This is a genomic window from Micromonospora sp. NPDC051227 (genome assembly GCF_044455385.1).
Lineage (GTDB): Bacteria > Actinomycetota > Actinomycetes > Mycobacteriales > Micromonosporaceae > Micromonospora.
The window spans coordinates 598544-615365 of sequence record NZ_JBITET010000001.1 but is presented as its reverse complement, the minus strand read 5'-3'; the positions used below and the strand labels follow the sequence as shown (position 1 = coordinate 615365).

At 69.6% G+C, this 16822-nt stretch carries 13 protein-coding genes and 1 pseudogene; 6 read left to right on the top strand and 8 right to left on the bottom strand.

Annotation, left to right across the window (positions count from 1 at the left end; translation table 11 throughout):
- Entirely contained in the window at positions 1–984 is a 984-nt protein-coding gene (locus ACIA47_RS02855) for a LacI family DNA-binding transcriptional regulator (protein ID WP_238411570.1), read from the top strand.
- Between the two features lie 6 nt (positions 985–990).
- Here ACIA47_RS02855 and ACIA47_RS02850 read toward each other — a convergent pair.
- Positions 991–1696, bottom strand: a pseudogene (locus ACIA47_RS02850) (vancomycin high temperature exclusion protein).
- Between the two features lie 557 nt (positions 1697–2253).
- Positions 2254–3588, bottom strand: coding sequence for a PHB depolymerase family esterase (locus ACIA47_RS02845; protein WP_203123725.1), 1335 nt, complete (start codon positions 3586–3588; stop codon positions 2254–2256).
- A 211-nt stretch (positions 3589–3799) separates the two neighbouring features.
- On the opposite strand from ACIA47_RS02845, the gene ACIA47_RS02840 reads away from it, so the two are divergent.
- Positions 3800–3955, top strand: coding sequence for a hypothetical protein (locus ACIA47_RS02840; RefSeq protein ID WP_396704916.1), 156 nt, complete (start codon positions 3800–3802; stop codon positions 3953–3955).
- A gap of 223 nt (positions 3956–4178) precedes the next feature.
- Positions 4179–6239, top strand: a complete 2061-nt coding sequence (locus ACIA47_RS02835) for a cellulose binding domain-containing protein (RefSeq protein WP_396704914.1) — start codon at positions 4179–4181, stop codon at positions 6237–6239.
- 147 nt (positions 6240–6386) lie between these two features.
- Here the strand turns inward: ACIA47_RS02835 and ACIA47_RS02830 are convergent, their stop codons facing one another.
- Together ACIA47_RS02830 and ACIA47_RS02825 are read right to left on the bottom strand one after the other, a co-directional pair.
- Positions 6387–8741 (bottom strand): VWD domain-containing protein, encoded by a 2355-nt coding sequence (locus ACIA47_RS02830; RefSeq protein ID WP_396704912.1) that lies wholly within the window; start codon positions 8739–8741, stop codon positions 6387–6389.
- Positions 8738–9340 carry a hypothetical protein gene (locus ACIA47_RS02825; protein ID WP_396704910.1) on the bottom strand — a complete coding sequence of 201 codons (603 nt, stop codon included), beginning with the start codon at positions 9338–9340 and terminating at the stop codon, positions 8738–8740. Before ACIA47_RS02825 ends, ACIA47_RS02830 begins: the two co-directional genes overlap by 4 nt.
- 304 nt (positions 9341–9644) lie before the next feature.
- Here ACIA47_RS02825 and ACIA47_RS02820 point away from each other — a divergent pair, with 304 nt between their 5' ends.
- The gene (locus ACIA47_RS02820; protein WP_396704908.1) at positions 9645–9800 is read left to right on the top strand and encodes a hypothetical protein; all 156 of its coding nucleotides are present in this window, start codon (positions 9645–9647) and stop codon (positions 9798–9800) included.
- Positions 9801–9822: 22 nt separating this feature from the next.
- Here ACIA47_RS02820 and ACIA47_RS02815 read toward each other — a convergent pair whose 3' ends face one another.
- From ACIA47_RS02815 to ACIA47_RS02805, 3 genes are all read right to left on the bottom strand, one after another.
- Entirely contained in the window at positions 9823–10401 is a 579-nt protein-coding gene (locus tag ACIA47_RS02815; protein WP_396704906.1) for a hypothetical protein, read from the bottom strand.
- 101 nt (positions 10402–10502) lie between these two features.
- Entirely contained in the window at positions 10503–11831 is a 1329-nt protein-coding gene (locus tag ACIA47_RS02810; RefSeq protein WP_396704904.1) for a hypothetical protein, read from the bottom strand.
- Positions 11832–12274: 443 nt separating this feature from the next.
- A complete protein-coding gene (locus tag ACIA47_RS02805) occupies positions 12275–12568 on the bottom strand; it encodes a hypothetical protein (RefSeq protein ID WP_366342514.1) in 294 nt (97 codons plus the stop codon).
- A gap of 215 nt (positions 12569–12783) precedes the next feature.
- On the opposite strand from ACIA47_RS02805, the gene ACIA47_RS02800 reads away from it, so the two are divergent.
- Together ACIA47_RS02800 and ACIA47_RS02795 are read left to right on the top strand one after the other, a co-directional pair.
- A complete protein-coding gene (locus ACIA47_RS02800) occupies positions 12784–13605 on the top strand; it encodes a helix-turn-helix transcriptional regulator (protein ID WP_396704902.1) in 822 nt (273 codons plus the stop codon).
- A complete protein-coding gene (locus ACIA47_RS02795) occupies positions 13593–13787 on the top strand; it encodes a DUF397 domain-containing protein (protein WP_366342512.1) in 195 nt (64 codons plus the stop codon). Before ACIA47_RS02800 ends, ACIA47_RS02795 begins: the two co-directional genes overlap by 13 nt.
- 72 nt (positions 13788–13859) lie before the next feature.
- Here ACIA47_RS02795 and ACIA47_RS02790 read toward each other — a convergent pair whose 3' ends face one another.
- Positions 13860–16661: a M14 family zinc carboxypeptidase gene (locus ACIA47_RS02790; protein ID WP_396704899.1), complete on the bottom strand. Its 2802-nt coding sequence runs from the start codon at positions 16659–16661 to the stop codon at positions 13860–13862.
- Positions 16662–16822 lie beyond the last annotated feature (161 nt).

Here is a 16822-nt window from a genome sequence, read left to right as displayed (position 1 = left end):
ATGATCGCGCGGTTGGCCGGTGTCTCCGTGCCCACCGTCTCCCGGGTCATCAACGGCCGTTCCGACGTCGCCCCCGACACCCGGGAACGCGTCGAGGCGCTACTCAACCGGCATGGCTACCGCCGCCGGTCACCGGCCCGGCGTACCGACGCCGCCCTCATCGACCTGGTCTTCAACGATCTGGACAGCCCGTGGGCCGTGGAGATCATCCGTGGGGTGGAGGACGTCGGCCAGACCAGCGGCGTCGGCACCGTCGTGTCGGCCATCCACTGGCGCATCTCCTCGGCCAAGCAGTGGCTCGACAACATGCGTACGCGCTCCACAGAGGGAATCATCTTCGTGACCTCGATGGTGAACCCACCGTTGCAGGCCGAGCTGCGCCGGCTCCACCTGCCGGTCGTCATCATCGACCCGGCCGGGGTCGACCCGCAGGAGTCGCCCACCATCGGCGCCACCAACTGGGCGGGCAGCCTCAGTGCCAACCAGTACCTGATCAGCCTCGGCCACCGCCGCATCGGTTTCATCGCCGGCCCGCCGCACCTGATGTGCAGCCGGGCCCGGATGGACGGCTACCGGGCCGCCCTCGGCGCCGCCGGGATCCCCATCGACGACGCCCTGATCCGCCCCGGCAACTTCTACCACGAGGCAGGCTTCACAGCGGGTACGCAACTGCTGGCCCTGCCCGACCCGCCCACCGCCATCTGCGCCTCCAGCGACCAGATGGCACTCGGCGTGTACGAGGCGGTCCGCAAACGGGGTCTGCGCGTGCCCGACGACGTCAGCGTGGTCGGTTTCGACGATCTGCCGGAGGTGCGCTGGTGCTCGCCACCGCTGACCACCGTCCGGCAACCCCTGGCCGAGATGGGCATGCTGGCCGCGCGAACCGTGCTGCGCCTCGCCGGCGGCGAGAGGACCGAGAGCCCCCGGGTCGAACTCGCCACCGAACTCATCGTCCGCGACAGCGCCGCACCACCACGCTCGTGACCGTCCTCAGCCGACGCGCAACGCGTCGTCGACGCCCGTCTCCCGGCGGCCGAGGTGCGCCGGGTCCCGACCGGAGAGCAGATCCAGCGCGGCCTTCAGGCAGGCGCCGTTCTCCCGGGACGAACTGAACCACCACGTCTGGGCGTACCGCTTCGCGCTGTCGTCGCCCACGCCGTTGGCGTCGATGCCGAGGCGCCGGCACAGCGCCACGGCGCGCGGAAGGTGGAAGGTCTGGGTCACCACCGTGGCTCGCCGCACTCCGAAGATCCGCTCAGCGCGCGCACGAGTCGTACGTGTCGAAGCCGGCGTAGTCCGGCACCACCCTGTGCGCTGGTACACCCCGCTGCACCAGCCAGTTCCGCATCGCGGCGGGCTCGTTGTAGTCGGCGTTCATGTTGTCGCCCGACACGAGGATCGCCCGCACCTTGCCGGCGTCGAACAGTCGCCGTGCGATCTCCAACCGGGCGGTGAGGACGGGTGAGGGCGTGCCGTCGGCGTCCACCTTGGTGCCCAGGACCAGGGCGACCGGCGCGTCCGGCACCTCGGCCTCGCCGTAGAGGTGGCCCTCCGCGGTGTCGCGGATCCACGTCACGCTTGCCACCGTGCCACCGGTCAGTACCACCGCCCCCACCGCGAGCGCGAGGACCGTACGGCGGACCAACCGCCGGTGCTCCCCGTACCACCGTCTGGCCGCGCCGAATCGTCCCCGCATTCCGCAAGGCTATTCCGCCCGCGCTCACGAACCACCGGGCGGCAGCGAACGGAGAGCATTGTCTATGGACAATCGCTCGCTGTTAGCGCTAACGTGACGGACAGTCGTCGATACTCGAACGACCTCGGGCCGCGTGACGGAGCTGTCGCCATTGGCTCAAGGCGTGACGGACGACGATCGTGGCGTGGGGCGGGTGGCACGTGGCCGGCGCGAGACGGCCCGAGACCACCATCGGGCGATCCGCGCGCCACGCGGCCGAGGCATCAACGGCCACCGGAATTCCAGGGCACCGCAGCAGCCGGGACAGTCGTGCGACGACAACCGGTCCGCTCACCTGCCCGGCGCACACCGCTGAGCAGCGGCTCATACCCGGGCCGCCCTGATGACGACCGTCGGTCCCGGCCCTGGCCGCCGGGTCGCGTCCCGCTGTTCGGAGTCCGGGCCCGAGCAGCGGGACGCGACCCGACCCGGGCCAGGACGCCGTCATCCTCGGCGACGACGTCACCGCAGCCCGCCGCACGAGCAACCGGCGGGGTACGCCGGCGTCGGTCACCGCGTCAGCTTCGGGTCCACCGCTGGCTGTTCGAGCCGTTGCAGCTCGACAGGACCGCAGGGGTGCCGTTGGCGGTTCCGGCGGCGTTGGGCGTCAGACACAGGCCGGACTGCACGCCGGTGACCGTGCCATCGGTGTTGACGTTCCACTGCTGGTTGGTGCCGCCGTTGCAGTCCCAGATGATCACCCGGGTGCCCGGCGAGGTCCCGGCGCCCTCGGCGTCCAGGCACTTCGTGCCGTACACCTGGAGTTGTTTCGCGGCGGTCGACGTCCACTGCTGGTTGGTGCCGCCGTTGCAGTCCCACAACGTCAGCTGGGTGCCGTTGGTCTGCGACCGCGACGGAACATCGAGGCAGCGGTTGGCGCCGGTGTTGCGCAGCGGCGCCGCCGTACCGCCGGGCGGCGGGGTGGTCGGGCTCGTGGTGTCGAGGCCGAGGAACCGGACGGCCTGCGCGGCGTCGAACGGGATGGAGTGGCCGTACCCCTGGAAGCTGATCGCTTCGACGGGCGCCGTGCCCCCGGTGCCCCCGTACCGGGTACGGGTGGCGCTGGTCTGCGGCGAGTCGGTGAAGCTAGGTGTCTGCGACACGCCCTGCACGTTCGTCCACTGCTTGATCTGCTCGCCGAAGTTGACGTAGCTCAGCGTGGTGTCAGTGGTGCCGTGCCAGATCTGGAAGCGGGGACGCTTGCCCGAGTAGCCGGGGTAGGCGTTGCGGACCAGGTCACCCCACTGCTGGCCGGTCCGGACGATGCGTCCGCCGGAGCACTCGCTGTTCCACTCCGCGCCGTTGGTGGTCGCGAAGCACCCGAACGGGACGCCGGAGGAGCTGAAACCGGCGTGGAACAGGTCGGGGTAGAGGCCGACCATGACGTTGGTCATCATGGCGCCGGAGGAGAACCCACCCACACCGATCCGGTTGGCGTCGACCGGGTAGCGGCTCCGGACGTGGTCGACCATGGACTTGAGGCCCACCGGGTCGCTGCCACCGTCGCGCCGCAGGGCCTGCGGTGACGAGACGTCCCAACACTTGCTGCTCCGGGTCACCGACGGGTAGATCACGATGAAGCCGTAGCGGTCGGCGAGCGTGCTCAGGCCGAAGCCGCTGTGCACCGCCGGGCCGCTGCCGGTGCAGTAGTGCAGGGCGAGGAGCAGGGCCGGCTGGGCCGCGACCCGATCCGGCACGTACAGGTGCATCTGAAGGTTCGTCGGGTTGGTGCCGAAGTTGGTCACCTGGGTGAGCGTCGCGGCCGACGCCGGGGTGGCGACCGTGACCACGGCCGTCGCCGTCGCCAGGGCCGTCGCCAGCGCGGCGGCCAGCAGTGCGATCCTTGATCTCATCGGCGGTTCCTCTTGTCGTGAGTCGGGGACCCCGCGGCAGCACGGCGGCCGGGCAGAGGCGGTCGACGGAAGCGCCCGGGCGGTCCCGGGGCGCGCGACGTCCGCCGGAGTGGGTGCCACAATGAGGGCGGCGCTCAAGCGGTTACCGCTGGGCCCGGGGGAGGGCCTTCCGCAGGAAGCGGACGGTGGGCACGAACCCGGAGGCCGTCTCATGACCCATCTGCCAGACGCTACCGCCCTCTCCGGCGTGGTCGATCTGCTCGTCGGCGTGCTGCAACTGGCCGCCGCGGTCGTCACCCTGCTGGCTGCCGTCAGTGTCCGTGGGCGTCGTTCGGGGCACCGCGAGCGCGGCGAAGACGACGCCTGACGCACCTTGAGATTGTCGAGCCGACAATGCCATTGTGGTACGTCGATGAAGAGCCGCGCGCGGGGCTGACGCCCGTCCACTGGGCAGCCGGGATCCAGATGTGATCTCCGGGGGACGGTTACACAAGCGATGGATTAACCAGAGTCTGCCGTCCATGAGGTCGCCCTCCCCGCGTCGCACCCTGACCGGTCGGGCGCCTCATCTGCGTGAAGGAACCCCGCCCATGCGTAAACCGAAGACCCGAGCAGCACTCCTGGCGGGCCTGCTGCTCGCCGCGAGCGCGCTCGCGGGCGTCAACCCACCGACCGCCAGCGCGGCGGCCGACCCGGTCACCGTGACCGTCAACACCCGCGCGGGACTGGCGACCGTGCCGGACACCGCTCTCGGCGTCAACCACGCCATCTGGGACACGAACCTCGGCACCGCCGAGACTTCGGACCTGCTCAGAGATGCCGGCGTGCAGATGATGCGCTACCCCGGCGGCTCGTACGCCGACATCTACCACTGGAAGGACCACACCGCGCCCGGCGGTTACGTCGCGCCGGGGACCGACTTCGACACCTTCATGGCGGCCGTCCGGCGCGTCGGCGCGCAGCCGATGATCATCGCGAACTACGGCACCGGTACGCCCGCGGAGGCCGCCGACTGGGTGCGGTACGCCAACGTGACCAAGGGCTACGACGCGCGTTACTGGACCGTCGGCAACGAGAACTACGGCAACGGCCACTACGGGTCCGCGTGGGAGGCCGACGACCACCCGGACAAGAGCGCTTCACAGCACGCGAGGCTGGTCGTCGAGTACGCCGACGCGATGAAGGCTGTCGACCCGAGCATCAAGGTCGGAGCGGTGCTGACCATGCCGGGCAACTGGCCGGACGGAATCACCGCCGGCAGCGATCCGGGCCCGTGGAACCAGACAGTGCTCTCCATCGCCGGCCCGAAGATCGACTTCGTGGACGTGCACTGGTACCCGGGCGGCACCGCCGCCGAGTCGCTGGCCCGCGTCAACCACCTCCCCGACGCCACCTACCTGCTGCGGCAGCAGCTCGCCCGGTACGCCGGCCCGAACGCCGACCGCATCGGCATCAGCTTCACCGAGCTGAACGTCGACGCCGGCCGCAACACCCAACCGGCCGCGCTGTTCCTTGCCGACGTCTACAGCGGGCTGCTGGAGAACGGTGTCTTCACCGCCCACTGGTGGAACGTGCACAACGGCATGGGCACCGTGACGCAGGTAGCCGGTCAGACCGACTACGGCGACTTCGGGATGCTTTCCAGCGGGGCCTGCACCGAGGACGGCTCGGTCTGCCAACCGCCGCTGAACACACCGTTCGCGCCGTACCACGGGCTGAGCATGATGAAGCTCTTCGCGAAGACCGGCGACCAGTTCGTTCGCGCCGGCACCGACGAGCCCCTGGTCACCGCCCACGCCGTCCGCCGGAGCAACGGCGACCTCGCCGTGCTGCTGGTCAACAAAGACCCGGACAACGACCACCCGGTCACCATCGACTACGCCGGGTTCACCCCGTCGACCGTCGCGCCGACGGTGTCCACCCTCACCAACGGCGCCACCGGCATCGTCACCAGCCAGTCCGGCTCGGCGACCAGCCGGACGCTGCCGGCGTACTCGTTGACCACGCTCGTGCTGCGCCCGGCCGGCGCGACCGCCGGACAGCCGGCGGCACCGGGCCAGCCGACCGCGAGCGGCGTCACCGACCGCGCCGCGACAATCACCTGGCCGGCGGCAACCCCGGGCGCCAGCCCGATCGTCAAGTACGAGGTGCACCGGCAGCACGGCGCGGTCAGCGAGCAGCTCGGCGAGACGGCGTCCACCTCGTTCACTGTCGACAACCTGGTGCCGGGCAGCAGGTACACCATCAACGTGCTGGCCCGCGACACCGCCGGACGGGTCTCCTGGGCCTCACCGCCGCTCACCTTCGCCACCGGCAGCCCCTCCGCAAGTACGTGCACCGTCCGCTTCAGCGCCAACAACGACTGGGGCAACGGTTACATCGGCGGCGTCGAGATCATCAACAACGGGTCCAGCCCGATCAACGGCTGGACGCTCACCTGGACCTGGCCCACCGGTTGGCAGCAGGTGAGCAGTGGTTGGAGCGCCACCTGGGAGCAGGTCGGCACCGCGGTGCGGGTCACGCCCACCACCGACAACCGGGAGATCGCCGCCGGCGGCACCGTTAGCGCCGGCTTCGTCGGCGCGTACAGCGGACCGAACGTGCTGCCCACGGCGTTCACCCTCAACGGGACCGTCTGCGCCACCGGCTGAGCGATCGGCCAGGGGCGTCGATGGTCAGGGCGGCTCGGGTTGGCCCCTGACGCACTCCCCGAAGTGTGTGATGCCTGTGAGTCATCAAGATGACTCACAGGCATCACGCTCGTCCGGGAAGGGCCAGCCCCACAACAGCCGCCGCCGTCAGCGACCCTGACGCATGATGACAGTGCCTGAGCCGGTGTCGTCCGCCCACGGGTCCAGCACGAGGGTGTACGTGCCGCCCTTCGGCAGCGGACCCGTCTCGAACCGGCCGGTCCCACCGATGACGCAGCCGCTGCCCATCGTGTCGCCGTCCGGGCCGGTCAGGAGCAGGACGCCGCACCGGTCGGGCAGGCTCCCGGCGGTCACCTCGACGGTGACGCGACGACCGGCGTCGGCGGGAAACCTCAGCCGGCTCACCGCACCCGGTCGGCTGACCGTCAGGGTGGCGGCCCGACCGTCCGCGACGGTGTCGGCCTCCTCGTCGTGCGCGTCGCGTAGCCGCACCTCCGCCGAGCCGGTGTCGGTGGAGGTCCCGTCGACCTCCAGCACGTACCGGCCGGTGGCCGGCAGGACGAACCCGTCGACATGCCCCTGGCCGCCGATCACGCAGCCGCTGGCCACCTGTTCACCGACCGGGTCGCGCAGGCGCAGCAGGTTGCACCGGTCCGGCACTGTGGCGTCGGTGACCTGGAGGAAGACCTTCTGACCGGCGCGGCCGTCGAAGGACAGGCGGCTGACCGCGCCCGGTTGGGCGAGCGTCGCCCGGACCGCGGGCCCGTCCAGCGTGAGCGTCTTCTCCTCGTCGGTCACCGCAACGACCCGTACCGTCGCCCGACCAAGGTCGGCATCCCACGGGTCGAGCACCACCTGATGGTCGCCGGTGGCGGTCAACGTGGTCGTGTCGATGAAGCCGGCACCGGAGATGACGCAGCCGGTCGCCAGCTGACGGCCCTGCGGGTCGAGCAGCAGCAACACCCCGCAGCGATCCGGCACGGTGGCGGCGGGCACCTCCACGAAGATCTTCTGACCGGCCCGGCCCGGCACCTTCATCGCGGCCGTGACGCCGGCGCGGGTCACCGCCAGGTCGACGTCACCGGCAGCGGGCGCGTCGCGCTGGGCGCGGGCGGCGTCCTCAGCGAACGCCACCTGCCCGGTGAGGCCGACGTCGAGCACACAGTCGTCGAGGATCCGCGGATCGGTGACACCGGCCCGCCGGCAGACGAGTTCGGCGGTGGCCCGGTCGGGCAGGTCCCCGACGGTGAGCAGTCGGTCCGGGAAACGCCGGTCGGTGAACGTGCCGGTGTTCTGCCCCGGCTCGTAGTCGAACAGCGACAGTTCCGCCTCGACGCGCCAACTGTCGGCGAAGCCGGGGTACAACGCCTCGAACGTGGGCGGCTGTGTCACCCGCTTCCCGTTGCGCACGGTCAGGTCGTCGCCGGGGTCACCGTCATGGTCGCCGAGCAGGCCCTCCAACGTCCCGGCCCGGGCGGTGGGCGCGCTGACGCTCACGCTCAGCCCCCACACCCCGATCGGCTGTGCGGTCAGCCGGGCGCCGTCCGGCCACTCGACGGTCACCGTGCCGTCTCCCCAGCCGGTGACGGTGCCACCGCGCGGCAGCTTCACCCCGTCGGGCGCGGACACCGGGGCGGAACCGTTCACGCGGACCGCCGGGCCGTCGGGTGTGACGTACACGCCGACCCGGTCACCGGCCACCTGAACCGCGACGGCCGAGTTGACGGCCACCACCGAGCTGGCCGGGAACATCGTCTGTCGTACCTGGACCTCGAAGTCGTCGGTCGTCGAGCGGGTCAGCACGAACTCCCCGGCGGCCTGGAAGTCGTACCGCAGACCGTCGTAGGTGAGCAGGTGCGGGTCGCCGTTGCTGTTCGCGCACCGGTAACCCTTGCCGATCACCGAGATCGAACAACCACCACCACCGGGTGGTCGGGGCCTGGGCTTGTCGCAGTCCTTGCCGTTCGACGGCAGCTTCTGACCGCTGTACGTCGTGCGCGTCGGCAATCCCACGGCCTTGCGATACGCGTTCTCCGCCAACGTCGCGTGTACCTCGGCGGGGTCCACCCCGCTGGCGAACTGGCCCCCCTGGGTGCAGAACTGCCCCCGGTCGGTGTCGTTCGCGTAGTCGAGGGCATGGTTCATCTCATGGATGAGGGTGGCGCACCGGTCCTCGGTGAAGCCCGCACCCTCCTCCGGCAGCGCCCGCCCGTGGTTGTCCGGCCACCAGTTAATCTGCACGTCGCTGCCCGGGACGTACGTCGTGGTGCTGCTCTCCGTACCGAGGATGGGTTTACGAACCTTGATCTGCTTGCCGGAGCGCTCCAGCGCGTCGAGCACGCCGCCGTTGCCGGAGCTGCGGATCGTCGCGACGCAGCCCGCGTATGCGGCTTGCAGGTCGCTGTTGACGCTCACCGTGGCGGATGCCGCCGACGGGGCGAGCAGCACCAGCACACCCCCCAACACGAGACCGAGTCGCGCTCGGCGTCGCATCGCGATCATCCGCCCCTCACCTCGAACGCGACAGTGCCCTGCTCGGCGGTCGCGGCGCAGGCATCCGCCGGCACACCGCGCAGCGGCGCCCGCAGGTAGCCCAGCACCAGCCGGTACGCCCCCGGTTGGTCGACCGGCCACCAGGTGACGGTGGCCCCGCCCCGCCCGTCCGGCGCGCTGGTGGTCAGCGCCGCGCCGACCGGGCTCTGCGGGTCGCTGCCCAGCGTCAGCTCCACCGACCCACGCGGCGGCACCCGCACCAGGTTCTCGATCAGGTACGCGGTGAAGTCCCGGTAGTAGGCGGCGCCGCCGACTGCGGGTGCCACCGCCGTGCCGTCGCGGGTCAACGACATGACCGTCACCACCCCGTCCGACACCCGACTGAGGTGGCACTCGGCGTCGCGGTTGTTGACCAGCTTCAGCCGCAGACTGATCTGCTCACCCACCCGGTACGACGGTTGGCCGGCGCTGACGGTCAGGCCGACCGTCGCTGTGCCGCTGGTCGGGGTCGATGACGGACGCGACCGTCTGCACCCGACCGTGGTGACCATCAGCAGTAGGGCGAGACCGCAGGCGAGCGCCGCCGTTTTTGCGCGCGGTACGCCCATAGCGAGCCTCCTCCGGGTGCCGACGGTCGGCACAGATCCCGGCCAGCCTGCGCCGCGGGGTGCCGGGAGCGCTGTCGTGATCCGGCCCGGTGGATGTCCGCTAGCCGACCCGAGGGGCCGGTAGCCGATCACCGTGAACGTTATGCTGCGGGACCGGACGGACGGGGGAGAGGTGGTCGATCATGACCCAGTCGCAGCCGGAGGTCACCCTGCAACCGGACAAGCCGCGACCCCGAGCAGGTGCTCGGCCACCCGGAGACTAGCGCCGCGATCGACGTCGGCAGCCCCCTAGCGGTGTCCCTTCGTGCCGCGCGGCCACGCCGACATCTCCCGGTTCTTCGGCGACTTCGTCCTGGAGCCGCCCGGGCTGGTCGACATGTGGCCATACGCCGAGCCGCCGGCCACCGAGGACCCGCAGGTCGCCCGCACCGGCTACAGCGGCGTCGCCCGCAAGCCGTAGTGCAGCCTCTAGAAATGGAACCCTACTGGTTCCAGCGCACACCCCAATACGCGGTCACCTCGCGTATGTCACCGCCATAGCGGGTTGCGCCCTCACGCTGCCAGGCACAGTTGCTGAGCCGAATCACCGCTGCGCGCTGCCCCGGGTAGCCGAACACGAATGCGTGCTCGGTCGTCTGTCCGAGCAGACAGACCGTGTCCTCCGGTGACGAGCTCGGCAACCCGTTGAGATAGGCCGTCAGCTCGTCGACCCTGCTGGTGATGCGTCGGCTGGCGCCAAGACTCAGGGGCGGGGTCGCCTCATGCCGGTAGCTACACAACAGCACCTCCGTCGCCCCGACTGGGACCAGGACGTCCTTGCCGTGCTGCACCGGCACCGAGTCGGTCCACGTATCGGGGCAACGGGCCGGACCCGGCTCCGTGTTCCTGTCCGAGGCGGCCGAGGGAGCCGACGAGGCCTCCGCCGGCACCTTCTCCCTGCCGGCCATCAACGTGCCGACGGTCAGCGCGAGACCGACGACCACCGAGGCGGCCATCAGGGGACCGATATACCGACGCCACCCGCTGCGGGAAGTAACGCTTGATGGCTTCTGATCGGTCATTGTCGCTCCTACTGCTGGCCTGAGGGGATGTTAGTCCTCGCTGTACCGCGTCTCGGTAAGCGGATGGGGTGGGCGGCGCGCCGCCCACCCCAAGCTCTCCGTCAGGAGGTCGATGAACTCGTATTCGGGTACGCGCCGTAGACGCGGATCACATCCGCCCAGTCCTGGAAGTACATGCTGGTGCCACCGCCTCCGACGAGGATGCCCTTCGCGCGGACGCCGGAGCCGTCAAGGGTGAACACGGGACCACCACTGTCACCACCGCGTGCAGCCGGAGCGCCGTCGACCTGCGTAGTCCTGATCACACCTTCGATGACGTAGCCGCAGTCGCCGTCGGAGTCGGGGGTATTGCAGCTTACTTCGAGGCCCTGCGACTGAACCTGCTTGAGGCCGCAGACCGTTCCACTCGTCCGGCCCGACTGGCAGACGAGTTGATTCGCCGCCCAGTATCCATAGCCAGTGACATTCTTCGTGGTAGAGGTGGTCGACGTACCGTCGAAGATCTTGTACCAACCCGGAGAGTTGATCATCAGAAGGTCGGAACGCCAGTCATCGTCGTAGACCGGACCCATCTCATCGAACGCCGAGCTGCCGTTCGTGCCCTGGAAGGCGATGTCCGGCGGAGTCCCGCAGTGTCCAGCGCTCAGCACGTAGCTCCGACCGTTGGCGTGTACCCCGAAGCCAGTCGTACAGGTGTTGCGCTTGTCGAGCCCTCGCCACGCCTCCCAGCGTCCACCACCGTTCCATGGGGGAGAGTCGTCGAGGCGAGAGACCATCAGATCCAATGGCTGCGTGGCGTCGATCACCGTTACCGGCACCGACACCTTCGCCTCCTGGAGGACCTGGGCGACCGGTGCCTTCGCGCTCCGGGCGAAGCTGCTGTCCTTCGCTGAGCCCGGATCCACAATCGCGGGGCCGCGCGTCACCTCCAGCCCACTGCCGTCCGGCTTGTAGCCGACCGACTGAATCTCGCTACCTCGATGCGACCTGCTGGCCTGGTGGATCTTCTGGCCAGCAGTTTGCAGCTCAGCCTCCGAGTATGCGGCCTGCTTCACCTCGACAGGACCCCAGTTGCGGGCGCGGGCGAGGGTGCTGCTCATTCCCGGAGTCAGCCCACCCTTCCAGTAGACCGACAGGCCCTTACCTTCGAAGGCAACGCCCGCGAAACCGGAGGTAGGTGTCTTCAGTTGCTCGTCCCAGATCGCGCGGAGAGCAGGCTCCAACTCATTCTGCCGACGCATCTCCGCGAGCAGTACGGAGTCCAAATTGTCAGTGGACTGGGGATCGGACGCCACGACAGGGCTGGACGGTGCGGCCGCCGCGGTGGCGGTGGAGGTGGCGACAGCCGGCACGATGAGAAGAAAAGCCATCGCCACGGCGATCGAGGTGCGACGACGGGAGGGGGTGAAGGGTGAGAAGGCAAGGCTCATGGCACTCCTAGGGAAGTCCTCATGTGAGGTAGGCGCGTCAAGCTAGCACTATGGATCTTGGGGCACTGTCCCTCGAGGACGAACGATGACATCAACGCCAAAGACTCCGAACTCCTCCACTATCTGCCTCGGGGTAGGTGGTTGGTCATCACGGCAGCCAGTCGCCAACGAGTGGTTGGCATCGACGAGATCGCGGCTACCGCGCGGACGCCCAGCCGGTGAAGCGTGCCGTCAGGTCGGCCGGTGGTGCGCCCGGGTTCAGCGCGGCGAGGTTGGCGGCGGCTTCGGCCTGGAGCATGGCCAGGTGGACGAGCAGGGCCGGACGGTCGAGCCGGTACTCGGCGAGGAGGCGAAGCTTCGCCGCTGAGCAGGGCCAGGCGATGCCGCACGTCCCGCAGCGCCACGTCGGGCGGGCGGCCGGTGCTCGAATGCGCGGCGGGGCATCAGCCGACCCGCACCGGGCCTCGCCGGACCGGACGCCGGACGGTGGGCCGGCTCGGCGGGGAGGTGAGCCACTGTGCGCCCGCGGGCATCAGGTACAGCTCGCGGCGCGCGATCGCGTCGCCGTTCGGACCGAGTTGGTAGGCGTCGATCCACAACCATCCGTGGTACGTGTGCCGGTCGGTGAGGGCGCGGATCACGGAGACGGTGACAGGCCGAGCGAATTGCGGGCTCGCCGCGCGGGTCAGGCGCAACAGGTCACCGGACTGCACCTGCCGTGGCTGGTCGATGCTCACGATGCTCTCCTGGCTGACGTTGGGAGGGGGCCGCCCCGTGAGTGCTCGCCCAAGGGGGGCGGCCCCGCTACGAACGCGTCCGCCGGGTCTCGGGTCCTCCACCGGCCGCGCCGCTGGTTCCACCCTGGATGTTGGGCCCTTAGGATCGGAACAGTTACCGCTCGATCACGGAACGTCGCCATCAGATCGGGATCGGTGGGGAACGGCGTGGAATCATGCGGAAGGGCGTGGAAGTCGTGGGAATCTCACCCTCTGAATACCTACTTCGCGAGCTGAAAAGACGCCGGACAGCGGCGGGATTGACTCAGGCGCAGCTCGGAGAGCAGGTGTTTTGCTCAGATTCTCAGGTGAGTGCCATCGAGACTGGAACGAAGCAGCCCACGCTGCCCTATCTGGCGGCCGTGGATAAGACACTCGACACCGGTGGATATTTCACGACGCTTTGGAATGAGCTGGTGAAGGGAGACGCTGCGCCGGTCTGGCTGCGCGAGTGGATCGAGACTGAGCGTGAGGCGACTGCGCTGCGCTGGTACGAGCACGCGTTCGTGCCGGGGCTCCTTCAGACTGAGGCGTACGCACGGGCAACCTTCCGGGCCGCACGGGTGCCGGCGATCGAGCTAGATCAGCGCGTTTCCGCGCGGTTGGAGCGGCAAGCGGTTCTCACCCGCGCCCCGGCGCCGCAGCTCTTCGTAGTCCTCGACGAGATGGCGGTTCGACGGGCCTGCGGTGGTCGGGACGTGATGGCCGAGCAGGTGGAATATTTGATGAGCTGTGCGGAGGAACCGCATATTCAGTTGCACCTGGTTCCGATGTCTACTGGCATGTACTCAGGGCTGGCGGGCGCATTCATTCTGGCCGACATGCCCGACGGGTCACGTGTTGGCTATGTGGACAACCAGCTCTCGGCGCAGATCGTAGAGCAGCCAGAGGGTGTTGCTAGCCTGGGACTGTCGTGGGACGCCGTCCGAGGCGAGGCTCTCCCACTCGGGCAAACCCTCGACTTACTGAAGGAAGCAGCAAAGACATGGACATCTTGACGGACGCACAGTGGCGGAAAGCCTCCCGCTCATCCACCAATGGCGGAGCCTGCGTCGAGGTTGCGGATAATCTGCCCGGCGTCGTCGGTGTGCGGGACTCCAAGGACCCCGAAGGGCCGGCCCTGGTCTTCGGGCCGGTGTCGTGGCAGGCATTCGTCGCCGAGCTCGCCCAGCGGTCGTAACTCCGCCCCCAGAACGCGCCGAAGCGCCCGCCCCCAGTCGAGGGGATGGGCGCTTCGCCGTGCCGGAGTCGGTTAGCTCACCACCGACTGGAGCGGCACTCGCGCCTCGCGCAGCGCGCGTACCAGATCACGTGCGAATGGGTGTTCGTCCGCCTGGAGTCCCTGTGGGTTCGGGATCACGACGTACGCCGAACCGTTCTTCGCGGACGTCCGGGCGTCGGTGGTGAAGCGTTCGACGATCGCCCGGGTGCGGGGTAGGTCGCCGGCCGCCACCTGGATGGTGATTGGCCGCCACCCGCCGCCCAGGTCCAGGGTCACCGGCGAGGCGGCGGCGCTGGCGCGCGCCGGGTCGGTGCCCGGCGTGCGTCGGGCGCCCGGCGGGTTCGTGGGGTAGAGCAGCGCGTTGGCGACCAGGTGCAGACCATTTTCGTTGTACGCGCGGAAGAGCGGGTTGAACGCGAACAGCACCGCCCGACCGGCGCCGGTCGGCTCGTCGACGACGGCCGCCGTGCCCTTCAGTGTCTCCGCCCCGACGGTGAAACCGTTGGCCCAGAAGGTGTCACCAGTCGGGTAGGTGAGCACGTTCGTCCCGGTGGTGCTCGGGGTGAGGATCGGGTCGCTGTTGTTGAACTCGAAGTCCTCCGCGGGGCGGCCCAGCGCCACCGGGCTGTCCTGGTCGACGTCGACGCGCAGGTGCGAGCCGATCACCAGGTAGTCAGCCGGCTTGGTCTTCTCCGTGGTCGAGGTCAGCCCGGCGGCCCGCGCCACCCGGGTGCCCTCGTTGCGCAGACCGAGGTAGGTGTGGCCCTGGCCGATCCAGTCGCGCAGGTTGGCCTGCCCGGCGGCGGTCAGGCCGCCGGTGGCGCTGCTGCCGTCCGGCACCAGCAGCACGGTGCGCCCGGTGAACGCCTCGGTGTTGTCGTTGATGTCGGCGGTGGTGACCGGCTTGAGGTCGAGCCCCCACCGCTTGCCGAGCACGTAGCGGGCCTCGCCGTGTGAGCCGGAGGTGGTGGAGATGCCGGTGCCCTGGAACAGCCCCACGTCGGGCAGGTCGAGGCGGGTGCCGGAGGGTCGACCGCCCGGGGTAAGGCTGACTCCGAGGGACTCGGCCAGCCCGTCCACGGCCCGGCTCACCTTGGCGGCCGGGATGGCGACAGTGCTGGTCGTGAGGTCACGGACCAGGGGGACGCCGCGGCCGAGCAGGTTGAAGGTGAACTCCGCGGCGGCGGCCGAGTCGAGCGGGTACGTGTACGAGCCCCAGGGCCACGCCGCGCCGGTGCGACCGCCGGAGACCTTGCGGACCAGGTCGGCCCTCGGCCGGACGGTGTCTCCGGTGTAGATGGTGTTGATGCCCATCAGCAGTGGGTTGCTCCAGGACGACACGTCGTAGAAGTACGGGAACGGGACGTACGGGTCCTCGCCCATGACGGCCTGGATCCAGTGCTTCTGCGGCTGGTCCATCGGGATCCAGTACGCGCCCTTGGGCACTGTCACGTTGGTGGCGCTGCGCCCGCCGAAGACCCGTGCGGTGGGCACCCGGGTTGCCTTCTGCACCTCGTACACCTCGACGTCCATCCGGCGCAGCCGCTCGACGAGCTGGCGGACGTCGGCGAGCTGCCGGTCGGGCAGCAGGAAGTACGAGCGGATGGTGAGGTCCGGCACCGGGAACTGGACCTCGTTGGTGGGCTGCACCACCTCGTTCGGTTCGAGGGTGCCCGCCCGGCCCTGGGCGAGCGCGTCGGTCCAGATGTCGAAGTAGCCGTCCAGCACCTCGCGCTTGTTCGCGGCGGCCCAGCCGAGCGTCGACCACTGGGTGTGGAACTGCTGCTGGACCCGGTCGGCCACGGCCGACGCGCTGCCCTTCTCGTACGTCATGCCGGCCGCGCCGAAGCCGGTGGTCGGCACCGTGTCGCCGTAGCCCATGAAGAACATGTCGTACGTGTCGTAGTTGAAGTAGCACTCGGTGGTGACGGTCTCGTCGCAGGCCCCGTTGAAGCCGAAGCCGGATTTGTTGGCTTCGCCGATGCGGTTGATCCAGTCCACCGCCTCACCGGCGATCTCGTGGTGGATCGGGTCGGCGTTGGGCGGGAAGAAGTACTGCCGGCCGCCCATCTCGTGTGCGTCGATGAACACCTGCGGCGGGTAGCGGCGCAGCAGTTCGAGCTTGCCGTCGGTCTCCTGCTGGGTGCGCGCGAACCAGTCCCGGTTCAGGTCGAAGCCGAACTCGTTCTGCCGGCGGGTCGCGTCGCGGCCGTCCGGGTTCTGGGTGGGGACGATGATGGTGACCAGGTTGTCGTTGCGCTGGGCGACAGCGCAGGACAGGCCCGCCGCCAACTCGTACAGCGTCTTGAGCGCCGCGTCGGCGCCGCTCTTCTCGCCGCCGTGCACGTTCGCGGTGACCCAGACGATGGCCGGGCTGTCCTTCGCCGTCCGGGCGGCCGTTCGCGCGCTGGTCCGGCGCGGGTCGCGCAGGTCCCGGACGTCGTCGGCGATCTCACGTAACGCGGCGGGGCGCACGTGGCGCTCGTTGGACACCACCGCGTACGGCAACGGCTGGCCGAGCACGCTGGTGGTCATCACGCCGGTGACGACCCGGTTGGAGGCGCGATCGACGGCCCCGAGGTAGGCCCGGACCTCGTCGTTGGTGACGACCCGCTCCTGCCCGGCGCCGAGCGGGAAGCCGAGCACGTTCTCCGGAGCGGGCACCGTGCCCAACCTGGCGGTCGGGTCGTCGCTGCACCGGGAGGGCGGGGCGGCGCTCGCGGCCGATGTGCCGCCGAGCAGGGGAACCATGCCGAGCAGGAGGGCGATCGTGGCGGCACGTGCCAGCCGCCTGGCGGTGACCATCCGGAACGGACGTGTCGATGGGGCCATGAGTCGTGTTTCCCTTCTCGGGAACAACCTCGCAGTGGCCGGAGCCTATGAACCGCCGATACGACGGTCAAGGGTTGATCGATATTGCCGACTACTCGGCGTGCCGGTCCCGACGCGGGCTGGCAGGATGGTGGTGTGGGCTTGTCGTCGTCTGGGAGGAG